Raw genomic sequence first — 17,263 nt, forward strand, 5'->3', positions numbered from 1 at the left:
GCCCGGCGCCCCGCGCCTGCCCGTCCCCCCGGTACCGCACAGCACCGGGGGCACGGGCATGCGCGGGCTTCACTCCAGGTGCACGGACCAGTCCTGTTCCGCGGGCGGCTTGCCGTGCAGGTCGGGGACCTGCTTGAGCCAGGCGGGGCGGCCCTGGCGGGTGCGCGCCGCCCGCCGCTCCTCCTCGGCGGCCAGCTCCTCCCGGCTCGGGAAGTCGGTCGGCAGCCACTGCGCGGACGCCTTCACGCGCGCGCGGAGATAGTCCGCGTACGCCGCCCGCAGCTCGTCCGGGCCCGCGAAGCCGGGCTCCCCCGCCAGCCAGGCGTCCGGCACCTCGGCGACGACCGCGCGCAGCAGCTCGTCGGTCACCTTCGGCGCGAGCTCGGCGTCGGCGGCCCGGACGTCCGGCGCGCTGTGGCCGAGGGCGTGGTGGCGGAAGTCGTACGCCTTCTCCGGCGCGGAGGTGTCCCAGCGGTGGTGGAAGACCAGGGCCGCGCCGTGATCGATGAGCCACAGGCGCGGGGGCACGGCACCGAAGGTCGGCCACACCATGAGGTTGGAGCTGTGCACCGTACGGTCGACGTTCACGGTCAGGGCGTCCAGCCACACGATGCGACCGGCCTCCACCGGGTCCACCGGGAACGTCCTGGCGACCTCGGGCGTGAAGTCGGCGGCGCCCGGCAGGTGGTCCATGCCGAGGTTGAGTCCCGCGCTGGCGTTCAGCAGGTCCCGCACCTCCTGGTGCGGCTCCTCCGCGCCGGTCGACGGATCGAAGTGGACGAGGACCAGCTCGGGCACGCGCAGTCCCAGCGCCCGTGCCAGTTGCCCGACGATCACCTCGGCGACCAGCGCCTTGTGCCCCTGCGCGGAGCCGGTGAACTTCACCACGTAGGTGCCCAGGTCATCGGCCTCGACGACACCGGGGACGGAGCCGCCGTGGTGCAGCGGCTCGACGTAGCGGGTGGCGGTGACCTGTCTCATCATGAAGCGAGCATAGTGACCGAGGGTGACGGCCGACGAGCCGTGCAATACACGGCGGTCCGCGCACCGGACCATGGCCTCCCGTCACACAGGGACTCCGGCAGGCCTGGCTGCCCCGCCCATGTCACCGCCCGCGGGCGTGCCCGCATGATGCACGTCACACCGCGTCCCGTCCGCCACCGGCAGCGGTGCGCGACGGGCTCACCCCCGGGAGGCAGTCGTCATGCGTCAGCCGCATCATCCGTCCCGCTCCGCGAAGGGCCGCCGCTTCCCCGGAGGCGTCCGCCGCCGGATCGCCGCCGCGGCAGCGGCCGCCCTGGTGGTCACGGCCGGTCTGCTCGCCGTCGGCCCGCAGGCGTCCGCCGCCGCGGGTCCGACCCAGGTCACCGGCTTCGGCACCAACCCCGGCAACCTGTCCATGTACACCTACGCACCAGACGCACTGCCGGCCGGCGCGCCCCTGGTGGTGGCCCTGCACGGCTGCACCCAGAGCGCGAACGACTACTACACGCACTCGGGGTGGCCGAAGTTCGCCGACCGCTACGGTTTCGCGCTGGTCCTTCCCCAGACGAGCAGCGGCAACAACGCCAACTCGTGCTTCAACTGGTTCGAGCCGGGCGACAGCACGCGCGGCCGGGGCGAGGCGTTGTCGATCAGGCAGATGGTCGACAAGGCCGTCTCGCTGTACGGCAGTGACAGCCGGCGCGTGTACATCACCGGTCTGTCCGCCGGTGGCGGCATGACCGCGAACATGCTGGCGGCCTACCCCGACGTGTTCGCGGGCGGCGCCGTCGACTCCGGGCTGCCCGCGTACTGCGCGAACAGCGTGTCCGCCGCCTACACCTGCATGTACAGCCCACCGGACAGGACACCTGCCCAATGGGGCGACCTGGTGCGCTCCGCCGCCCCGGCCGGCACGGCCTCCTGGCCCCGTGTCGCGATCTGGCAGGGCACCGCGGACACCACCGTCCGCCCCGCCAACGCCACCGAACTGCGCGACCAGTGGACCGACGTGTGGGGCATCGGCCAGACGCCCTCCCGCACCGAGAGCCTCGGCGGGGGCACCACACTGAGTGTCTACGACGACCCCTCGGGGCGTCCCGCCGTCGAGGTCTACTCCGTCTCCGGCATGGCGCACGGACTTGCCGTCGACCCGGGCAGCGGCCCCGAGCAGTGCGGCACCACCGGCACCTACTACCTCGACACCATCTGCTCCAGTCACCGCACCGCCCACTTCTGGGGCCTCGACGGCGACGCGCCGGACCCGGGCGGCAGCCTGCCCGCGCCCGCCGGGCTCACGGTCACCGCGGTCTCGGACACCACGGTCACCCTGGGCTGGGACGCGGTGGCCGACGCGACGGCCTATGCCGTCCACCGCGACGGGACGACGGTGGGCACCACGACGTCGACCGGCTACACCGACACGGGTCTGGCCACCGGCACGGCCTACAGGTACACCGTGACCGCGGTGGACGCCACGGGCGCGACGAGTGCGGCCTCCTCGCCGGTGACCGCGACCACCACCGGGTACACACCCTCCTGCCACACGGCGAGCAACTACGACCACACGGCCGCCGGGCGCGCGCACCACAGCGGTGGCTACACCTACGCCAACGGCTCGAACGAGCCCATGGGGCTGTGGAACACCTTCACCACGCACACCCTCGAGCAGACCGCGCCCGGCCACTACGTCCTCGCGGACTCCGGCTGCCCGGCCTGACGGAGGGTCCGGACCGGCGCGGGGCCGGCGTCACCTCGCCTCGTACAGCGGGTTCGGCACCGGGCGGTACCGTGCCGCGGCGCCGTCCGCGCCGGTCCAGCGGAGCAGGAGGTTTGTCTTGGCGGGCAGGGTGGGCGCGGTGAGCAGGGCCGGGATCTCGGGCAGGTCGTGACGGGCCAGGGCGGCACGGAGTGCGGGCCGCGGGTCGGCACCGGGATGGTGTTCGGCGAGGGCGCCGGCGATCTCCAGCAGGTGGTTGACGACCAGGCAGTACACCAGTCGTTCCCAGCCGGCCGCGCGGGGCGTGTCCGGGAGGAGTTTGACGCCCTCGGCGTCCCGGAAGAGGGCCTGCACCGGGATGCCGTCCGCGTCCACGGCGACCAGCGTGTTCTGGAGGTGGGCCTCCAGGACGACGCCGTCGTCGGCGAAGGCGGTCAGGACGGGCGGGACGACCGCGTCCAGGTACGCCTCCCACCAGGCCTCCGGGTCCGGCGTGCCGGCCAGGGGGCTGCCGGGGAAGCCCTCCACGAGGGCCGCGGCGAGCAGCGGGGTCGCGCCGGGCAGCAGGCCGGCGCGCAGTCCGTCGCGGACCACGACCGCGAGTTCCTCGAAGGCGAAGTCGGCCGTGCGGTAGCCGCGGTCGGCGAGCCAGACCGCCGGGGGGCCGACCGACGCGAAGGCCTCCGTGACCGCCGTGTCGGTGCGGCGCAGTTTCAGCAGGTCGTGGCGCCACAGGCGGCGGATGTCGTTGGTGATGCGCACGTCGAGGCTGAACTTCAGGAACAGGTCGTGTCCCGGGAGGTACTCGGGCGCGTACACCGTGCGGATCGCCGCCGTCGGCCACACCGGGAACCCGGTCGTACCCAGCCGGATCAGCCGTCCGTCGGCGAAGGCCGGGGCGAGGTCCGTCTCCGCCAGGGCGAGCTGCCAGGGGTGGGCGGGCAGCAGCCGGTAGCCGGGCGGGGCCTCGCCGAGGGCGTCCAGGGCGGCGGTGTCGCCCTCCTCGACCACGGTGTCGGCACGCACGGCGAGCAGCGTCAGCGGGAAACGGGCGTGTGCCTCCGGTGCGTAGGGCAGCCAGTCGGCGTGCGGGCCGCCGCCGCGGGCCTTGGGGGCGGGGTGGTGGGTGTGGCCGGTGAGAAGGGACTGCTCCGAGCGCAGGTACGGGTCGTCGGGCGGGACCGCCCCCGCGCGTGCCGTCAGCAGGGCGGCGACCGCGTCCCGGCTGTCGGTCATCTCGGTGGGCAGTTCGTGGTTGGGCAGGCCGGTGTGGCGACGCAGCGCCTCGGCGACGAGTTTCACCAGTTCGGCGTGGCCGACGCGGTGCCAGCCGTCCGCCGCGCGCACCTCCGGCTCGGCGGGGCGCCGGCCGCCGCGGACCCGGAGCAGCCGCCCGCCGGGCAGCCGGTACACCGGGCGGTCGCCGGCGGCCGGACACGGTTCGGCCACCTCCCGCAGCAGGCAGTTCAGCAGGGGCACCGCCGCGTGGGCGTCGGCGCGCACCGCGACGTCGTCCGGGGTGGCGGAGTCGGCGCCGGAGGACGGGGGCAGGAGATCCACGCGTTCCACTCGTTCCCTACGGTCTGTCAGAGGGCGGGGGCGATCAGTATGTCTGCCGTGGTCCCATCGTCGTGACGTCCCGGCGGTCCCCGCCCCGTTACCGACCCGTACCCGAGGAGTCCGCCCGTGCACCGTCCCGCCACCGCCGAGGCCGAGGCCGCCGGTGAACTGGCCGCCGTCCGGCCCGCTCTCGTCGCCCGGTACACGGCCGCGCTGCCCGGCGCCCGCGCGGCCGTGCTGACCCGGCTGTGGCGGGCGCTCGCGTACGAGCCGCTGCCGTGGATCACCGGCCGGCGGTCCGTGCGGGACGGGCTCGTCCTGCGCCTCGCGGACGGCCGGCGGCTGCACGGCCCGGCCGCGGACCCCTACCGCACCGACGCGTACGTCACCGCCGTACGGCTCGACGGGACGCCGTACGACGATCCGGCACTGCTGGTGACGGACCTGGCCGTGCCGCACTCGGCGGGTTTCGCCGCCGAACTGGGGCACAGTGTCGCGTCCATGGCCCTGTCGCGGGCGGGGCGGGAGAATCAGAATCACCCGGACGAGTGGCCGCGGAGCGACTGGGGCTGGGAGCAGCGCGTGGTCGACGGTCACCCGTTCCATCCCAACTGCCGTTCCCGGCCGGGGTTCTCGGTGGCCGAGCAGCTCGCCTACGGGCCCGAGCACGGGCCGGTCGTGGACCTGGGGCTGCTCCCGGTCCCGGCGGCCGGGTGCCTGGTCACCGGAGCGTGGCCGGCGGAGTTCCGCGACGGGGAGCGGTTGCTGCTGCCGGTGCACCCGTGGCAGGCGGCCCACGTGCTGAAGCGGAGCGGCGACGCCACGCTGCCCGCGCATCCGCTGATGTCCCTGCGCACGCTCGCCGTACCCGGCGGCCCGCACGTGAAGACGGCGCTGAGCGCGCGGCTGACGTCCTCCGTGCGGGACATCTCCGTCGCCTCGGTCGCCGCGTCGGACACTCTGTCGGCGTTCGGCCAGACCCTGGCGGCGCGCACGGGCGGCCTGCTGCACGTCACCCGCACCCTGGGCGCGGCCACCGCGCACTCCCCCGATCTGGCCGCCGTACTGCGCGAGTCGCCCCGCGCGTACGCGGCGCCCGGCGAGCACGTCGTCCCGGCGGCGGCACTGGCCACCACCGGACTGCCGCGCTCCCCCGCGTGGCTGGCCGCCCTGGCGCGCCTGTGTCTCACGGTCGGGTCGGGACTGCTCGAGCTGGGCGTGGCGCTGGAGGCGCACGGCCAGAACCTGCTCGTGGTGCTCTCGGCGGCGGGCGAGCCGCTGCGCCTGGTCTACCGCGACCTGGCCGACATCCGCGTCAGCCCGGCCCGCCTCGCCCGGCACGGCGTCCCGGCCCCGGACCTGCCCGCGCGCATGCTGACCGACGACCCGACGGCCCTGCGCCGCAAGCTGTTCGGCTCGCTGGTAGCCGGAGCCCTCGCCGGACTGGCGGGATCGGGGGCGGTGCTGGGCGCCGCCCTGGAGCCGGCCCTCGACCGACTGCCGCGCACCCCGGACCTGGTGGCGCTGCGCGAGGAGCCGCTGCCGGTGAAGGCGCTGACGCTGATGCGCATGTCGCCGGGGAACGGCGGGGATCAGTGGGCGGACCTGCCCAACCCCCTTTCCTTCAGGTGACGTTGCGGCGTCCGCGCGGTCTCGTTTTGGAACACGGCAGTCCCGCTCCATAGGATCCGCCGATGATCACAAGAAAACGGCTGGCGGCGGGCGTGTGCGCCCTGCTCGCCGCACTGACGGCCGGGATCGCCCTGCCGGCCGGTGCGGCCGCCGGTGAACCCACGGGCGAGGACGCGCCGAAGGTCGACCTCGTGCTCGACGTCAGCGGTTCGATGCGCACCCGGGACATCGACGGCGGCACGCGGATGGCCGCGGCGAAGCAGGCGTTCAACGAGGTGCTCGACGCGACGCCCGAGGAGGTGCAGCTGGGCATCCGGACGCTGGGCGCCGACTACCCGGGCGACGACCGCAGGACGGGCTGCAAGGACACCGCCCAGCTCTACCCGGTCGGCCCGCTGGACCGCACCGAGGCCAAGACGGCGGTGGCCACCCTGTCGCCCACCGGCTGGACGCCGATCGGGCCCGCGCTGCTCAAGGCCGCCGACGACCTCGACGGCGGCAACGGCTCCAAGCGCATCGTGCTGATCAGCGACGGTGAGGACACCTGCGCCCCGCTCGACCCGTGCGAGGTGGCCCGCGAGATAGCCGCCAAGGGCATCGGGCTGACCATCGACACGCTCGGCCTGGTCCCCAACACCAAGATGCGGCAGCAGCTCAGCTGCATCGCCGAGGCGACCGGCGGCACCTACACGTCCGTGGAGCACACCGACGAACTCACCGACAAGGTGAACCAGTTGGTGGACCGTGCGGCCGACCCGGTGGTGACACCGGTCGCCGTCGAGGGCGCGGACGCGTGCGCCAAGGCGCCGGCGCTGAAGTCGGGTCTGTACACCGACCGTGAGGAGTTCGGGAAGCAGCGCTGGTACCGGGTGGACGTGCTGCCCGGTGAGGAACTGCGCGCCTCCGTGAGCGTGTCGGCCGACCGGGCCGTGGACCCGTCCTACGGCGTGCTGCTGCGGGCCGTCACGGTGCACGGCCGGGAGATCGTGCGCGGCGAGGCCGCGGACAACGGCCGTACGGACGTGGTCTCGACCGGTCTGCGCTACCCGAAGCCGGAGACCGACGACGCGGACACGGACAAGCCGGCCGCGGAGACCGTGTGCCTCCAGGTCACCAACTCCTTCTCCGTCGCGCCCGGCGTCAAGACCACGCCCGGTCTGCCGCTGGAGCTGACGGTCGACGTCGTGGACGGCCCGGGCCAGGCCGACGACGTGGCCGCCTTCGGCCTCGGCCGCGGCTGGTGGCTGCTGGGCGTGCTGGTACTCGTCGGTTTCCTCGCCGGTCTGCTGTGGGGCTGGCTGTCGCGCTGGCGGTTCGCGGTCTGGAGGGCCAACTGATGCGTATCACTCGAGCGTTGAGCACCGCACTGCTGCTGCTCGGCCTCGCCGCGGCACCCGCGGCGGCCGACTCCTCGCCCTCCGCGAGCCCGTCGGACGACGGCGGCGCGCCGAGGACGGCGGGCACGTCCTTCCGCACGGCGATGGAGATCGAGCAGGGTCAGGAGGCGACCGCGAGCGGCTCGGCGGGCGACTACCTGTACTGGTCGTTCCCGGCGGACGCGGAGCAGCGGCCGACCGTCAAGGCCACGGTGAAGCTGCCCGGGACGCACGCCTCCCAGACCTGGCGCATCGACGTGTACGACGGTCTGCGCCGCCGCCAGGCCTGCCAGTGGGGCGCGCAGACGCGCACGGCGGCCGAGGGCACGTCCTCCGTGGAGCTGGCGTGCGTGCTGCGCACGGTCCGCGCCTGGTCCGAGCCGTGGGCGAACGACCCGCTGCCGGGCACGTACTACGTCCGGCTGACGGTGGTGAACCTGCCGACGTCCGATCTCGGCGTGCCGGTCGGTGCCGAGGTGCGGGTCGACTCCAAGGACATGGGCGGGGCGGCCGCCGTCGACGGCTCGCTGGCCGAACCGCTGGTGCCGGGCATCGCGGTGACGTCCGGGCAGGACGGCGACTCGGAACGCAACGCGGTGCTGTCCGCGATCGAGCCCGAGGACGGCTGGTCGTCGGGCTGGTGGTCCGACCGCTGGGTGTGGACCGGGATCGGCGCCGTGCTGGCCGCGCTCGCCGGCATCGGCGGGTACGCGCTGACGCGCGGTTCCGGACGCCCGTCGCGGGTGCCACCGGGCGCCTGAGTTCCGGTCAGGAGGCCCGCCGGCGGCGGGCCTCCTGCCGTTTCACCCCTCCCCGAGCGCCTTGGCCGCCGGGCCCTCGCCGGTCACCGTGACGCGCCCGTCCCGCACCGCGTCCCGCAGCTCCAGCTCTCCGCGGCTGAGGGCCGCGCACGTGCCGGCGTCCAGCACCAGCCGGGCGTCGGGCTCCCCCGGCGCGGGGCCGTCCGCGTACACCGGGCCCTCGTCGGCGCCGGCGTACAGGTGGAAGTCGCCTTCCTCCAACCGCACTTCGACGAGCCCCTCGGCCGCGCCCGCCGCGCGCAGGGCCCGCAGCAGCGGCAGCGCGAACCAGTGGGCCCGCACCGCGTCCGTGGGCCGCCGCTCCCCCAGCTCGGCGGCGCCCCACGCCCCGAGCGCCTCCAGCACCGGCAGCAACGTGCGTCCGCGCGGCGTGAGTTCGTACACGTACGCCGCTCCGGGCGGCGGCAGCCGGCGCCGGGTCGTCAGCCCGTCGCGCTCCATGTCCTTCAGCCGCGAGGCGAGCACGTCCGTGCTGACGCCGGGCAGGTCGGCGTGCAGGTCGGTGTAGCGCCGAGGGCCCGCGAGGAGCTCCCGGACGATCAGCAGGGTCCAGCGGTCGCCGACGGTGTCGAGCGCGCGGGCGGCGGAACAGTACTGGTCGTAGCTTCGGCGAGGTGACATGCGACGCAGTGTAGACACGTTGTTGGACTTTCCAAGCTCCCACTTGGTAAAACCAAGCAACACCAGATACCGGAGGGGAAGCGGCGCATGGAGTTCCGGCAGTCGAACAAACTCAGCGAGGTCTGCTACGAGATCCGCGGCCCGGTGATCGAGCACGCCGACGCGCTGGAGAAGGCGGGGCACAGCGTGCTGCGCCTGAACACCGGCAACCCGGCCTCCTTCGGCTTCGAGGCGCCGGAGGAGATCCTCCAGGACATGATCCGGATGCTGCCGCAGGCGCACGGCTACACGGACTCGCGCGGCATCCTCTCCGCCCGCCGGGCCGTCGCCCAGCGCTACCAGGCCCTCGGTCTGGAGGTCGGCGTGGACGACCTGTTCCTCGGCAACGGCGTCTCCGAGCTGGTCTCCATGGCCGTACAGGCCCTGCTGGAGGACGGCGACGAAATCCTGATCCCCGCCCCCGACTTCCCCCTCTGGACGGCGGTGACGACCCTCGCCGGCGGCAAGGCGGTCCACTACCTGTGCGACGAGCAGGCCGAGTGGTACCCGGACCTGGCCGACATGGAGTCGAAGATCACCGACCGCACCAAGGCGGTCGTCGTCATCAACCCCAACAACCCGACCGGCGCCGTCTACCCGAAGGAGATCGTCGAGGGCATCCTCGACCTCGCCCGCCGCCACGGCCTGATGGTCTTCGCCGACGAGATCTACGACCAGATCCTGTACGACGACGCCGTCCACCACTCGGCCGCCGCCCTCGCCCCCGACCTGGTGGTCCTCACCTTCTGCGGCCTGTCCAAGACGTACCGGGTGGCGGGCTTCCGCTCCGGCTGGCTGGTGGTGACGGGTCCCAGGCAGCACGCCAAGGACTACCTGGAGGGCCTGACCATGCTGGCCTCCATGCGCCTGTGCGCCAACGCGCCGGCCCAGTACGCGATCCAGGCCGCGCTCGGCGGCCGCCAGTCCATCCGCGAGCTGACCGCCCCGGGCGGCCGGCTGCGCGAACAGCGCGACGTGGCCTGGGAGAGGCTGAACGAGATCCCCGGCGTCTCGTGCGTGAAGCCCAAGGGCGCGCTGTACGCCTTCCCGCGCATCGACCCGAAGGTGCACAGGATCCACGACGACGAGAAGTTCGTCCTGGACCTGCTGCTGCGGGAGAAGATCCAGGTGGTCCAGGGCACGGGCTTCAACTGGCCCTCCCCCGACCACTTCCGCATCCTGACCCTGCCGTACGCGGACGACCTCGAGGCGGCGATCGGCCGGATCGGACGGTTCCTGAGCGGGTACCGGCAGTAGCGGCCGGGCGCCGGCGTCCTCCGGGCTTCAGTCCTTCCGGGTGAAGCGGACGCCCAGGTCGCAGGGTGTTTCCGGGTCGGACGTGGCGCACAGGGTGTCGCCGTCGTCGACGACCGTCAGCGTGATCCGGCAGGGCTCGTCGGACTCCTCGGTGAAGGACAGGCCGATCTCCGAACCCGACCGGGCCTCGGGCGAGGTCATGTACAGGCCGTCGCCGTCGTCGGCGAAGAAGGCCCAGTCGCCGTCGCTGTGCCCGCCGGGGCAGCCGGTGCCGGCGAGCTTGCCCGAGTCCAGCCCGGACGCGGTGAAGGTGCGGCCGGCGGTGAGAGCGAGGGACGCGTCGCCGGCCTGCCAGCTGCCGGTGACCCGGTCGGCGGAGACCGTCGCGGTCTCGGCGCCCGCGCCGTCGCACGCCGTGGCCGCCAGCAGGGTGATCAGCACGGCGGCCGTCCAGCGGACGGCGGGTGCGGAGGGTGTCTTGAGCACAGGGGAATCCTAGAAGGGTGCCGGATGTGCCGGTGGTCCGGGGCGGCGAGGCGCCCCGGACCACCGGGTGTCTGTCACGGGCGCGGTGGTGCTACTCCAGCCACTCCGAGTAGTTCACGCACTCGTTGATGGGCCACTTCTCCTCCCACGAGAAGTCCTCGCGGACCGCCGCCCCGAAGGTGTCCTCGAACGCGGGGTTCCACGAGCGCGGGATCGCGTGGGTCGCGGACCGCCAGTCAGAGGTGTTGTAGGCGGTGAACTTGAGGGTGACCGAACCCTTCTTCTTGTTGATCGAGCTGATCTTGGCCGTGGCGGTGTAGGTGCCCAGGAAGGCGTCGGCCTGGTTGCTGGTGCCTATGGCACCGTTGGTCAGCACGCCGGCGACGTCGTTCGCGATGCCGCGCACGGTGTTGAACTTGAACGCGTACCAGGGGTGACCGGGCTCGGGACCCTTGTCCTCGTACATGAACTCGACCTCCTTGGCGAAGGCCCCCTTCGTGCCCTTGCGGGCCTGGCCGACCATCTTTGCCCGCATGCCGGAGATGGTCCCGTCCTGGGCCAGGATGGACGTGAAGGCGTCACCGCCGCGGAAGTCCTGGTGCTCGCGCAGCGGGTAGCCGCCGCCCCACAGCCAGCCCATGAACAGGGAACGCGAGGTCTCCCAGCGGTTGGCGGCCTTGGGGTCGCTGACGATGCCCCAGTCCGGCATGGAGGCGAGCATCTCCTCCAGGCTCTGGGTGGGCGGGTTGAAGGGCAGGTCCCAAGACTTGGTGATGTAGTTGTAGGTCGCGCCCGGCGTCCACTGATTGACCGGCGGCTGGGTCCAGCCACCGGACGAGGTCGGGGCCGTACCGCCCCAGCCACCGCCGCCGCCACCGCCGGCAGCGGTGATCGCGGCGCCGACCACGCCGAGCACCGCACCCACGACACCGCCGACGATCGCCCCGATGAGGCCGAGGAGACCGCCGAGACCGTCGCTGGTACCGCTCGGGTCGGAGTTGGTCACGGGGCTGTTGCTGGCGTACGCGTAGCCGTTGAGGGTGTTGGGCTTGTCCGGCTCGAGCAGCGGGTCGACGCTGAGGAACCTGCCCGTACCCGGGTCGTACTGGCGGGCGCCGAGCTGGGTGAGGCCGGTCGTGGTGTCCGCCGGCTTGCCCAGGAAGCCCTTGTCGTCGGGCCAGGCGCCGGAGGCCGTGCCGCGCGGGGCGCCGAACGGCGTCGACCAGCGCTTGACGAACGCCAGCGTGCCGGCGTCGACCGCCAGCCCCGAGGTGCCGTGGTGGTCACCGGCGAGGAAGGTGAGCTTCGTGCCGGAGACACCCGCGGTGGAGGTGCGGACGCCGATGACGGCCGAGCCCGCCTTGTAGGTGCGGGCGCCGGAGAGCGCCTTGGTCGCACCGTTGCCGCTCACCTTGAGGTGGACCTCGGTGGTGCCCAGGTACAGGACGGTCTCGCCGTCCTTGGTGGTGGGGCGGCGGATGAGCAGCTCGCCGCCGGCGTCGTAGACGTAGGCGGTGCCGGTGGCCGGCTTCCCGGCCGCGGCCGGCTCGCTCGCGGTGGCGAGGCCGCCCTCGGCGTTCCAGTCCAGGGTCTGGGTGGCCTGCACCCCGGGCCGGGTCTCGGTGTTGCCGGTCTCGTCGTAGGTGTACGACGCGGTCTTGGTGCCGGTCACCGTGGAGGACAGGGCGCGCGGCCGGCCCTCGGCCGTGCCGTACTTGTACTCGGTGGTGACGTCGCCCGACGCGCTGTGCTCGGTCTGCTTGGAGCGCAGCCCCGAGTCGTTGTACTGGTAGCTCGTCCAGTACGGCGCCGCCCCGCCGAGGTTGGCCACGGTGCGGCCGGACGTGGCGCAGTCGGCGGTCTTGGGAGTCCAGGCCTCGCTCAGCCGGCGGTAGCCGTCGTAGGTGAAGCACTGGTGGTCCGCCTTGCCGGTGCCGCCGAGGGTGGTGGCGTCGGAGACGGAGGTGATGTTGCCGGCGTCGTCCTGCTGGTACTTCAGCTCCTGGAGCATGAAGCCGTGGACGTCGTCGGTGACGTACGACCGGGTGAGGCGGCGGGTGCCGGCCTCGTAGTCGTTGTTGAGGTACACCTTCTTGGCGCCGGCCGGGTCGGTGGCCAGCGTCATCTGGCGCAGGTCGCCGAGGGGCGAGTAGGCCGCCTGCTGGAGGTAGCCGGTGGTGCCCTTGGCGGTCAGCACCTGGCCGAGCTCGTCGTAGGTGTAGGACACGGTCTCGGAGGACAGGCCGGCCACCGCGGGCGCGGCGGCCTGCTTGACGGTGCCGTCGAGGTTGTAGCCCGTGGAGAAGGCCAGCTTGGCGGGCACGCCGGCCGCGACCAGAGGGTCGTCCGCGGGGAGGGTGAGCTCGTTGTTGGTGACCTTGTACAGGGCGTCGTAGCGGGTGACCTCCTGGGTGTAGGCCTTGCCGGTCAGGCCGCCCTCGTAGCGCACGGCCGTGTCCTGCTGGCCCTTGGCGAGGGTGTCGAAGGTCCAGGCCGCCAGCTTGTTCGCGTCGGTCTTCGACGTCTGCCACATGCCGGTCTTGCGGCCGAGCACGTCGTACTCGAACAGCAGCACCTCGCCCCGGCCGTCGGTGGACTTCACCGCCTGGTCGATCTCGTTGTGCTGGGTGACCGTCGTGCCCTTGTCGGGGTCGGTGACGGAGACCTGGCGGCCGAAGAGGTCGTACGTGTACGTCCACGCCGACTGATCGTGCGCGGTGATCGACTTCTGCCGGTCGGCGGCGTCGAAGGCGTACCGGGTGGTCATGTAGTCCGTGCCGGCCGGGCGGGTGCCCGCGTAGTCACGGCGCTCGACGGTCCGTCCGAACGCGTCGGTGACGACCGCGTTGGCCGAGCCGCCCTCCGGGGCGCTGGTGAGAACCAGATCGCCCTGGTAGGTGGTGTCGACAGCCCACTCGGTGACGCCGTAGCTCTTGGTGACCGCCTTGGTGACGCGGCCCATGCCGTCGTAGACGCTGTCGGTCTGCCGGGGCGCCTGGCCGCCGTCGATCTGCACGATCTTGCCGGACGGGGCCGCGGTGTCGTCCCAGATGTCCGACTGCGCGGTGACCGGCAGGCCACGGCCGTCGTACAGGGTCTGCGCGATGATCCGGCCGCCCTGCGCCGAGGGCGCCTGCACCTGCCGGGTGCGCAGCAGCGAGTCGTAGATCTCGTACGTGGTGTTGTAGCCGGAGCCGTCACCGTTCAGGGTGGCGCTGGAGACCCACGGCAGGGACGTGGACTTCACGCTGTAGCCGTAGACGTAGTTGGCGGTCTTGCCGAGCGCGCGGGAGCGGTTCGGCAGCCACACGGAGGTGACGCGGCCGAGGCTGTCGTAGGCGGTCTCCGTCACCTTGCCGTTGGCGTCGGTGACCTTCAGGTCCACGCCCAGCCCGAAGTCCTTGACCGTGGTGGTCCGGTGCCCCTTGGCGTTGACGACCGCCGTCGAGGTCAGGGGACCGGCCGCGGGCGGCTGGTACTCGGTCTTGGAGGTGACGACGTTGCTGGTGTTCTTCACCTGGACCGGGCGGCCCAGCGTGTCGTAGTCGGTGACGGCCGTCATCTGCCACAGCGGCTGGTCGTCGCTGCCGTAGCCCTTGGCGCGGCCGGCCCAGCGAGCGTCGCCCTTAATGGGTTTCTGGCTGGCGGACCAGGTGGTCGTGTCGTAGGCGGTGGCCTTGTCAGAGACGACGTCGCCGGGGCGCGTGGCGTCCGCCGGCAGGTCCAGGGCGGAGTCGGTGACCGAGCAGGCCCGGCCGACGATCCGGGTGCGGGAGACCAGCGCGGTCAGCCCCGCGGCGTCGTTGCGCGCGTACCAGGTGCGGGTGCACTTCTCGTCGCCGGTGACGGAGTCGTCGCCGAGGTCCTCCGCCGACACCGGCATGCCGTAGTCGTCGTAGCTCGTCCGGGTGGTGCGCACCCGGTCGTAGGGGGTGAGGCGGCTGGTGACGCGGGTGCGGGCGTGCGAGGCGCCCACCCGCACGTAGTACGCCTCGGTGTCGGCGTACGACTTGTGCTGGGTCGCCGTCCGCTTGGACCAGGGGTCGTTGACGGTGCCGGAGACCTCCTTGTCGCCGTCGTAGGCGACGCTCTCGCGCTGGAAGCCGGCGAGTTGGTCGGAGTCGGTGACGGCCGGGGCGGTGACGCCGGCGACCTCCACCTTCCTGCGCCGGTCCGGGTCGGGGGTCTTGCCGTCGCTGCCGAGGAGCCGGTCGCCGTCCATGCCGCGCAGGTACACGGTGACCGTCTTGGCCCGGGTGCCGTCGGACGGCCCGGTGTAGTGGGTGACCTTGCCGTAGCCGCGCCACTGGGACCAGGTGCGCTCCTTGGCGGGGGTCAGCGGGTCGTCGTTGTAGTGCCAGGCACCGCCGCCGGAGTACTCGTAGGTGTGCTGCACGGCCTCGGAGCCGCCCAGCGGGTCGGTGGTGCGCACGGAGCTGACGGGGTACTTCTGGAACCAGTCGAGGATCGGCTCCTCCTGGCCGTAGGGCGACCAGTACACCGGGAAGCAGCGCTTGGTGTTCTCGTCCGCCTTGGGCATGGTCTGCCCGGCCACGCAGTCCGCGGGCAGGTAGTCGACGATCGTCTGCGCGCCGGTCTCGGAGACGACGGTCTTCAGACGGGGCCGCTCGAAGGAGAGGATGTCGTCGCTGGGGCTGTCCACCCGGTTGGGCATGAAGACGTGGGAGAACTTCACCGCGTCCAGGGAGAGGTCGGTCCCCCGCTTGCCGGTGTGCTTGATCTCGTCCAGCCACAGCGACTGGTCGGTGGAGTCACCGGTGTCGCCCGGGTCGAGGTAGAGGTGCTTGAGGGTCCAGGTGTCGACCGGCGAGAAGGCGGGGGTGGCCGCCGCGGCGTCCCACGCGTAGGTGCTGACCGAGGTCAGCATCTTGCGGGTGAAGAACGACGGGCTGTCCAGGTACGGGCACTTGTCGCCGTCCTTGCAGATCCGGTCGAACGGCACGTCGGGCCAGTTGTCCCGGGTGTCCTCGGTCAGCGCGTCGCAGCCGGTGCCGGAGGCCAGGCAGCGCTCGTCGTGACCGAACACGATCCTGTGCGAGGCCTGGGGGGTGCCGGAGAAGAGGGCACCGGCCCGCTGCCCGTAGCGGATCTCCTTCAGATAGCCGCCGCGGATGTAGGACGTGCCGGTGTTGTCGTCACCGAGCTTGTCGTAGTTGTTGGTCTCGTCCTCGTACCAGTAGGTCGTGGCGTTGCCGTGGGTGTCCTCGGCGTAGTCGAGGTTCCACCGCCACGCCTGCTTCTTGTCGCGCGAGGTGAAGCCCGTTCCGTCGGCGTAGCCGGGCTCGCCCTCGTCGTCGCCGAAGACCGGCACGGTCCACACCGACTTGGTGCGGACGTCGGCGGCGGCGCCGTCGAGCTTGTTCAGGCCGAACACGAAACGGGTGCCGTCGCCGGTGGTGACGGTCCAGTACTCGCCGTTGTCGTCGCCGTTGTCCGCGCCGGTGGAGTGGGTGACCTTGGAGGCGTCGTCGTTCTTCAGCCGCCACTGGCCGGTGGTGTCGTCCTTGACCAGCTCGGTGGCCTTGCCGTTGAGGACGAGGGAGGCGTTGTCGTACTTCCAGCACAGGTCGTGCCGGTCCTTCTGCCCGTCGTCGGTGCACGAGCCGTACTTGCGCTCGATGAAGGACGAGGTGATGTCGAAGCCCTCGCCGACCTCGGTGCCCTGGTTGTTGCTGGTGGAGGTGCGGCCGTCGACGCTGCCGGAGTCGTAGGAGATCTCCAGCTTGGGGGCCTCGCCGGCGGCGGGCTCGGGCGCCTTCAGCGGGTAGGACCAGGTGAACGAGCCGGAGCTGCCGCCGGCCTCCCAGGTCGAGGAGGCCGCGAGCGGCGTCGCCTTGTAGTCGCCGTCTGCGGAGGCCGTGCCGGCCGCCAGGGCGAGGGTCATGGTCTGCCCGGAGGCCGCCTCGGGGGCGAAGGCGAGGTCGGCGGTGAGCCGTTCGTCGCCGCGCTCGTTCGTGAACTTCACCGGCGTCGCGGGCGGACAGGCGGCGGCACCGGCGGTGCAGTCGGGCAGGCGCAGCAGCTGGAGGCGGCCGGCCCAGTCGCCGCCGTAGGCGGAGGCGAACGCCGAGTAGTCGATGCCGAGGCGGGCCGCTCCGCCGCCGGCGGGGCCGGTGACCTTCAGGACGACGCCCTTGACGCCGAGGGCGCCGGCGGCCTTCTGGTCGAGGACGTCGACCTTGACGCTGTCGGCGCGCCTGGCCTTCTTCGCCGCCGGCGGGGCGAGGGTGACGGGCAGCCGGCCGGGGGCTGCCTCGGCGGTCCTGGTGCCGGAGGCGGTCAGGCGGGCCGAGCCGCCGGTGGGCCACGTGGTGCCGCGGGACTGGTCCTTGACGGCACGGCCGGCGGCCGTCTGGTCGGCGCGGGCGGCGTCGCGCACGACGGCCGCGGTCCGGGCGTCCAGCTTCGCCTCGAAGGGCGCCACCTGCTGCGCGCTCGGCGTGGACAGCTCGGGCCTGCCGAGGGGGTCCACGTCGTCGGCGGTGGCGGCGGGGGCGAGCAGGCCGGGCAGCAGGGTGATGCCGACGACCGCGCTGACGCGGCGCAGCCAGGGACGTACCGCCCGGCGCCGATCGGGGCCGGGTCCGGTCCCCGCGCGGGGGACCCCCAGGGGTTGGTGTCTCATGGGATTCCTTGTCCGAGAAGGAAACGTCGAAGGGACGCGGCGCCGAAGGCGGGCGCCGCTCCGCGAAGGACGGAGCGAGCCGGTCCGGGGGCGCGGGTGACCGCACCCCCGGACCGGCTCAGGA

Annotated in this window: 10 protein-coding genes; 5 read left to right on the top strand and 5 right to left on the bottom strand. The window is 72.8% G+C overall.

Translation table 11 applies throughout. The annotated features are described in order from the left end of the window. Positions 1 to 69 precede the first annotated feature (69 nt). On the bottom strand, positions 70 to 984 hold the full coding sequence (locus tag ACGF3H_RS28705; RefSeq protein ID WP_362500239.1) for a HipA family kinase: 915 nt from the start codon (positions 982 to 984) through the stop codon (positions 70 to 72). 220 nt (positions 985 to 1,204) lie between these two features. Here ACGF3H_RS28705 and ACGF3H_RS28710 point away from each other — a divergent pair, with 220 nt between their 5' ends. Next, positions 1,205 to 2,701: a PHB depolymerase family esterase gene (locus tag ACGF3H_RS28710; RefSeq protein ID WP_362500240.1), complete on the top strand. Its 1,497-nt coding sequence runs from the start codon at positions 1,205 to 1,207 to the stop codon at positions 2,699 to 2,701. A gap of 30 nt (positions 2,702 to 2,731) precedes the next feature. Here ACGF3H_RS28710 and ACGF3H_RS28715 read toward each other — a convergent pair whose 3' ends face one another. Beyond that, positions 2,732 to 4,270: an IucA/IucC family protein gene (locus tag ACGF3H_RS28715; RefSeq protein ID WP_362500241.1), complete on the bottom strand. Its 1,539-nt coding sequence runs from the start codon at positions 4,268 to 4,270 to the stop codon at positions 2,732 to 2,734. A 117-nt stretch (positions 4,271 to 4,387) separates the two neighbouring features. On the opposite strand from ACGF3H_RS28715, the gene ACGF3H_RS28720 reads away from it, so the two are divergent. The 3 genes from ACGF3H_RS28720 to ACGF3H_RS28730 all read left to right on the top strand — a co-directional run bounded on the left by ACGF3H_RS28720 (position 4,388) and on the right by ACGF3H_RS28730 (position 8,030). Further along, entirely contained in the window at positions 4,388 to 5,893 is a 1,506-nt protein-coding gene (locus ACGF3H_RS28720; RefSeq protein ID WP_362500242.1) for an IucA/IucC family protein, read from the top strand. A 62-nt stretch (positions 5,894 to 5,955) separates the two neighbouring features. Then, entirely contained in the window at positions 5,956 to 7,230 is a 1,275-nt protein-coding gene (locus ACGF3H_RS28725) for a VWA domain-containing protein (protein WP_362500243.1), read from the top strand. After that, positions 7,230 to 8,030 carry a hypothetical protein gene (locus ACGF3H_RS28730; RefSeq protein WP_362500244.1) on the top strand — a complete coding sequence of 267 codons (801 nt, stop codon included), beginning with the start codon at positions 7,230 to 7,232 and terminating at the stop codon, positions 8,028 to 8,030. Before ACGF3H_RS28725 ends, ACGF3H_RS28730 begins: the two co-directional genes overlap by 1 nt. A gap of 42 nt (positions 8,031 to 8,072) precedes the next feature. Here the strand turns inward: ACGF3H_RS28730 and ACGF3H_RS28735 are convergent, their stop codons facing one another. Further along, complete coding sequence (locus ACGF3H_RS28735) at positions 8,073 to 8,711, bottom strand: winged helix-turn-helix transcriptional regulator (protein WP_362500245.1); 639 nt, start codon at positions 8,709 to 8,711, stop codon at positions 8,073 to 8,075. An 87-nt stretch (positions 8,712 to 8,798) separates the two neighbouring features. On the opposite strand from ACGF3H_RS28735, the gene ACGF3H_RS28740 reads away from it, so the two are divergent. Then, positions 8,799 to 10,007 (top strand): pyridoxal phosphate-dependent aminotransferase, encoded by a 1,209-nt coding sequence (locus tag ACGF3H_RS28740; RefSeq protein WP_362500246.1) that lies wholly within the window; start codon positions 8,799 to 8,801, stop codon positions 10,005 to 10,007. Positions 10,008 to 10,034: 27 nt separating this feature from the next. Here the strand turns inward: ACGF3H_RS28740 and ACGF3H_RS28745 are convergent, their stop codons facing one another. After that, complete coding sequence (locus tag ACGF3H_RS28745; protein WP_362500247.1) at positions 10,035 to 10,493, bottom strand: hypothetical protein; 459 nt, start codon at positions 10,491 to 10,493, stop codon at positions 10,035 to 10,037. A 91-nt stretch (positions 10,494 to 10,584) separates the two neighbouring features. Continuing rightward, complete coding sequence (locus ACGF3H_RS28750) at positions 10,585 to 17,139, bottom strand: RHS repeat-associated core domain-containing protein (RefSeq protein WP_362500248.1); 6,555 nt, start codon at positions 17,137 to 17,139, stop codon at positions 10,585 to 10,587. Positions 17,140 to 17,263: the final 124 nt, after the last annotated feature.

Source organism: Streptomyces sp. NPDC048185 (genome assembly GCF_043202495.1).
GTDB lineage: Bacteria > Actinomycetota > Actinomycetes > Streptomycetales > Streptomycetaceae > Streptomyces.

Excerpts from the sequence above, each read along its gene's own strand:
- ACGF3H_RS28750 (WP_362500248.1), bottom strand. The coding sequence starts at position 17,139 with ATGAGACACCAACCCCTGGGGGTCCCCCGCGCGGGGACCGGACCCGGC.
- ACGF3H_RS28730 (WP_362500244.1), top strand. The coding sequence starts at position 7,230 with ATGCGTATCACTCGAGCGTTGAGCACCGCACTGCTGCTGCTCGGCCTC.
- ACGF3H_RS28725 (WP_362500243.1), top strand. The coding sequence starts at position 5,956 with ATGATCACAAGAAAACGGCTGGCGGCGGGCGTGTGCGCCCTGCTCGCC.
- ACGF3H_RS28740 (WP_362500246.1), top strand. The coding sequence starts at position 8,799 with ATGGAGTTCCGGCAGTCGAACAAACTCAGCGAGGTCTGCTACGAGATC.
- ACGF3H_RS28735 (WP_362500245.1), bottom strand. The coding sequence starts at position 8,711 with ATGTCACCTCGCCGAAGCTACGACCAGTACTGTTCCGCCGCCCGCGCG.
- ACGF3H_RS28705 (WP_362500239.1), bottom strand. The coding sequence starts at position 984 with ATGATGAGACAGGTCACCGCCACCCGCTACGTCGAGCCGCTGCACCAC.
- ACGF3H_RS28710 (WP_362500240.1), top strand. The coding sequence starts at position 1,205 with ATGCGTCAGCCGCATCATCCGTCCCGCTCCGCGAAGGGCCGCCGCTTC.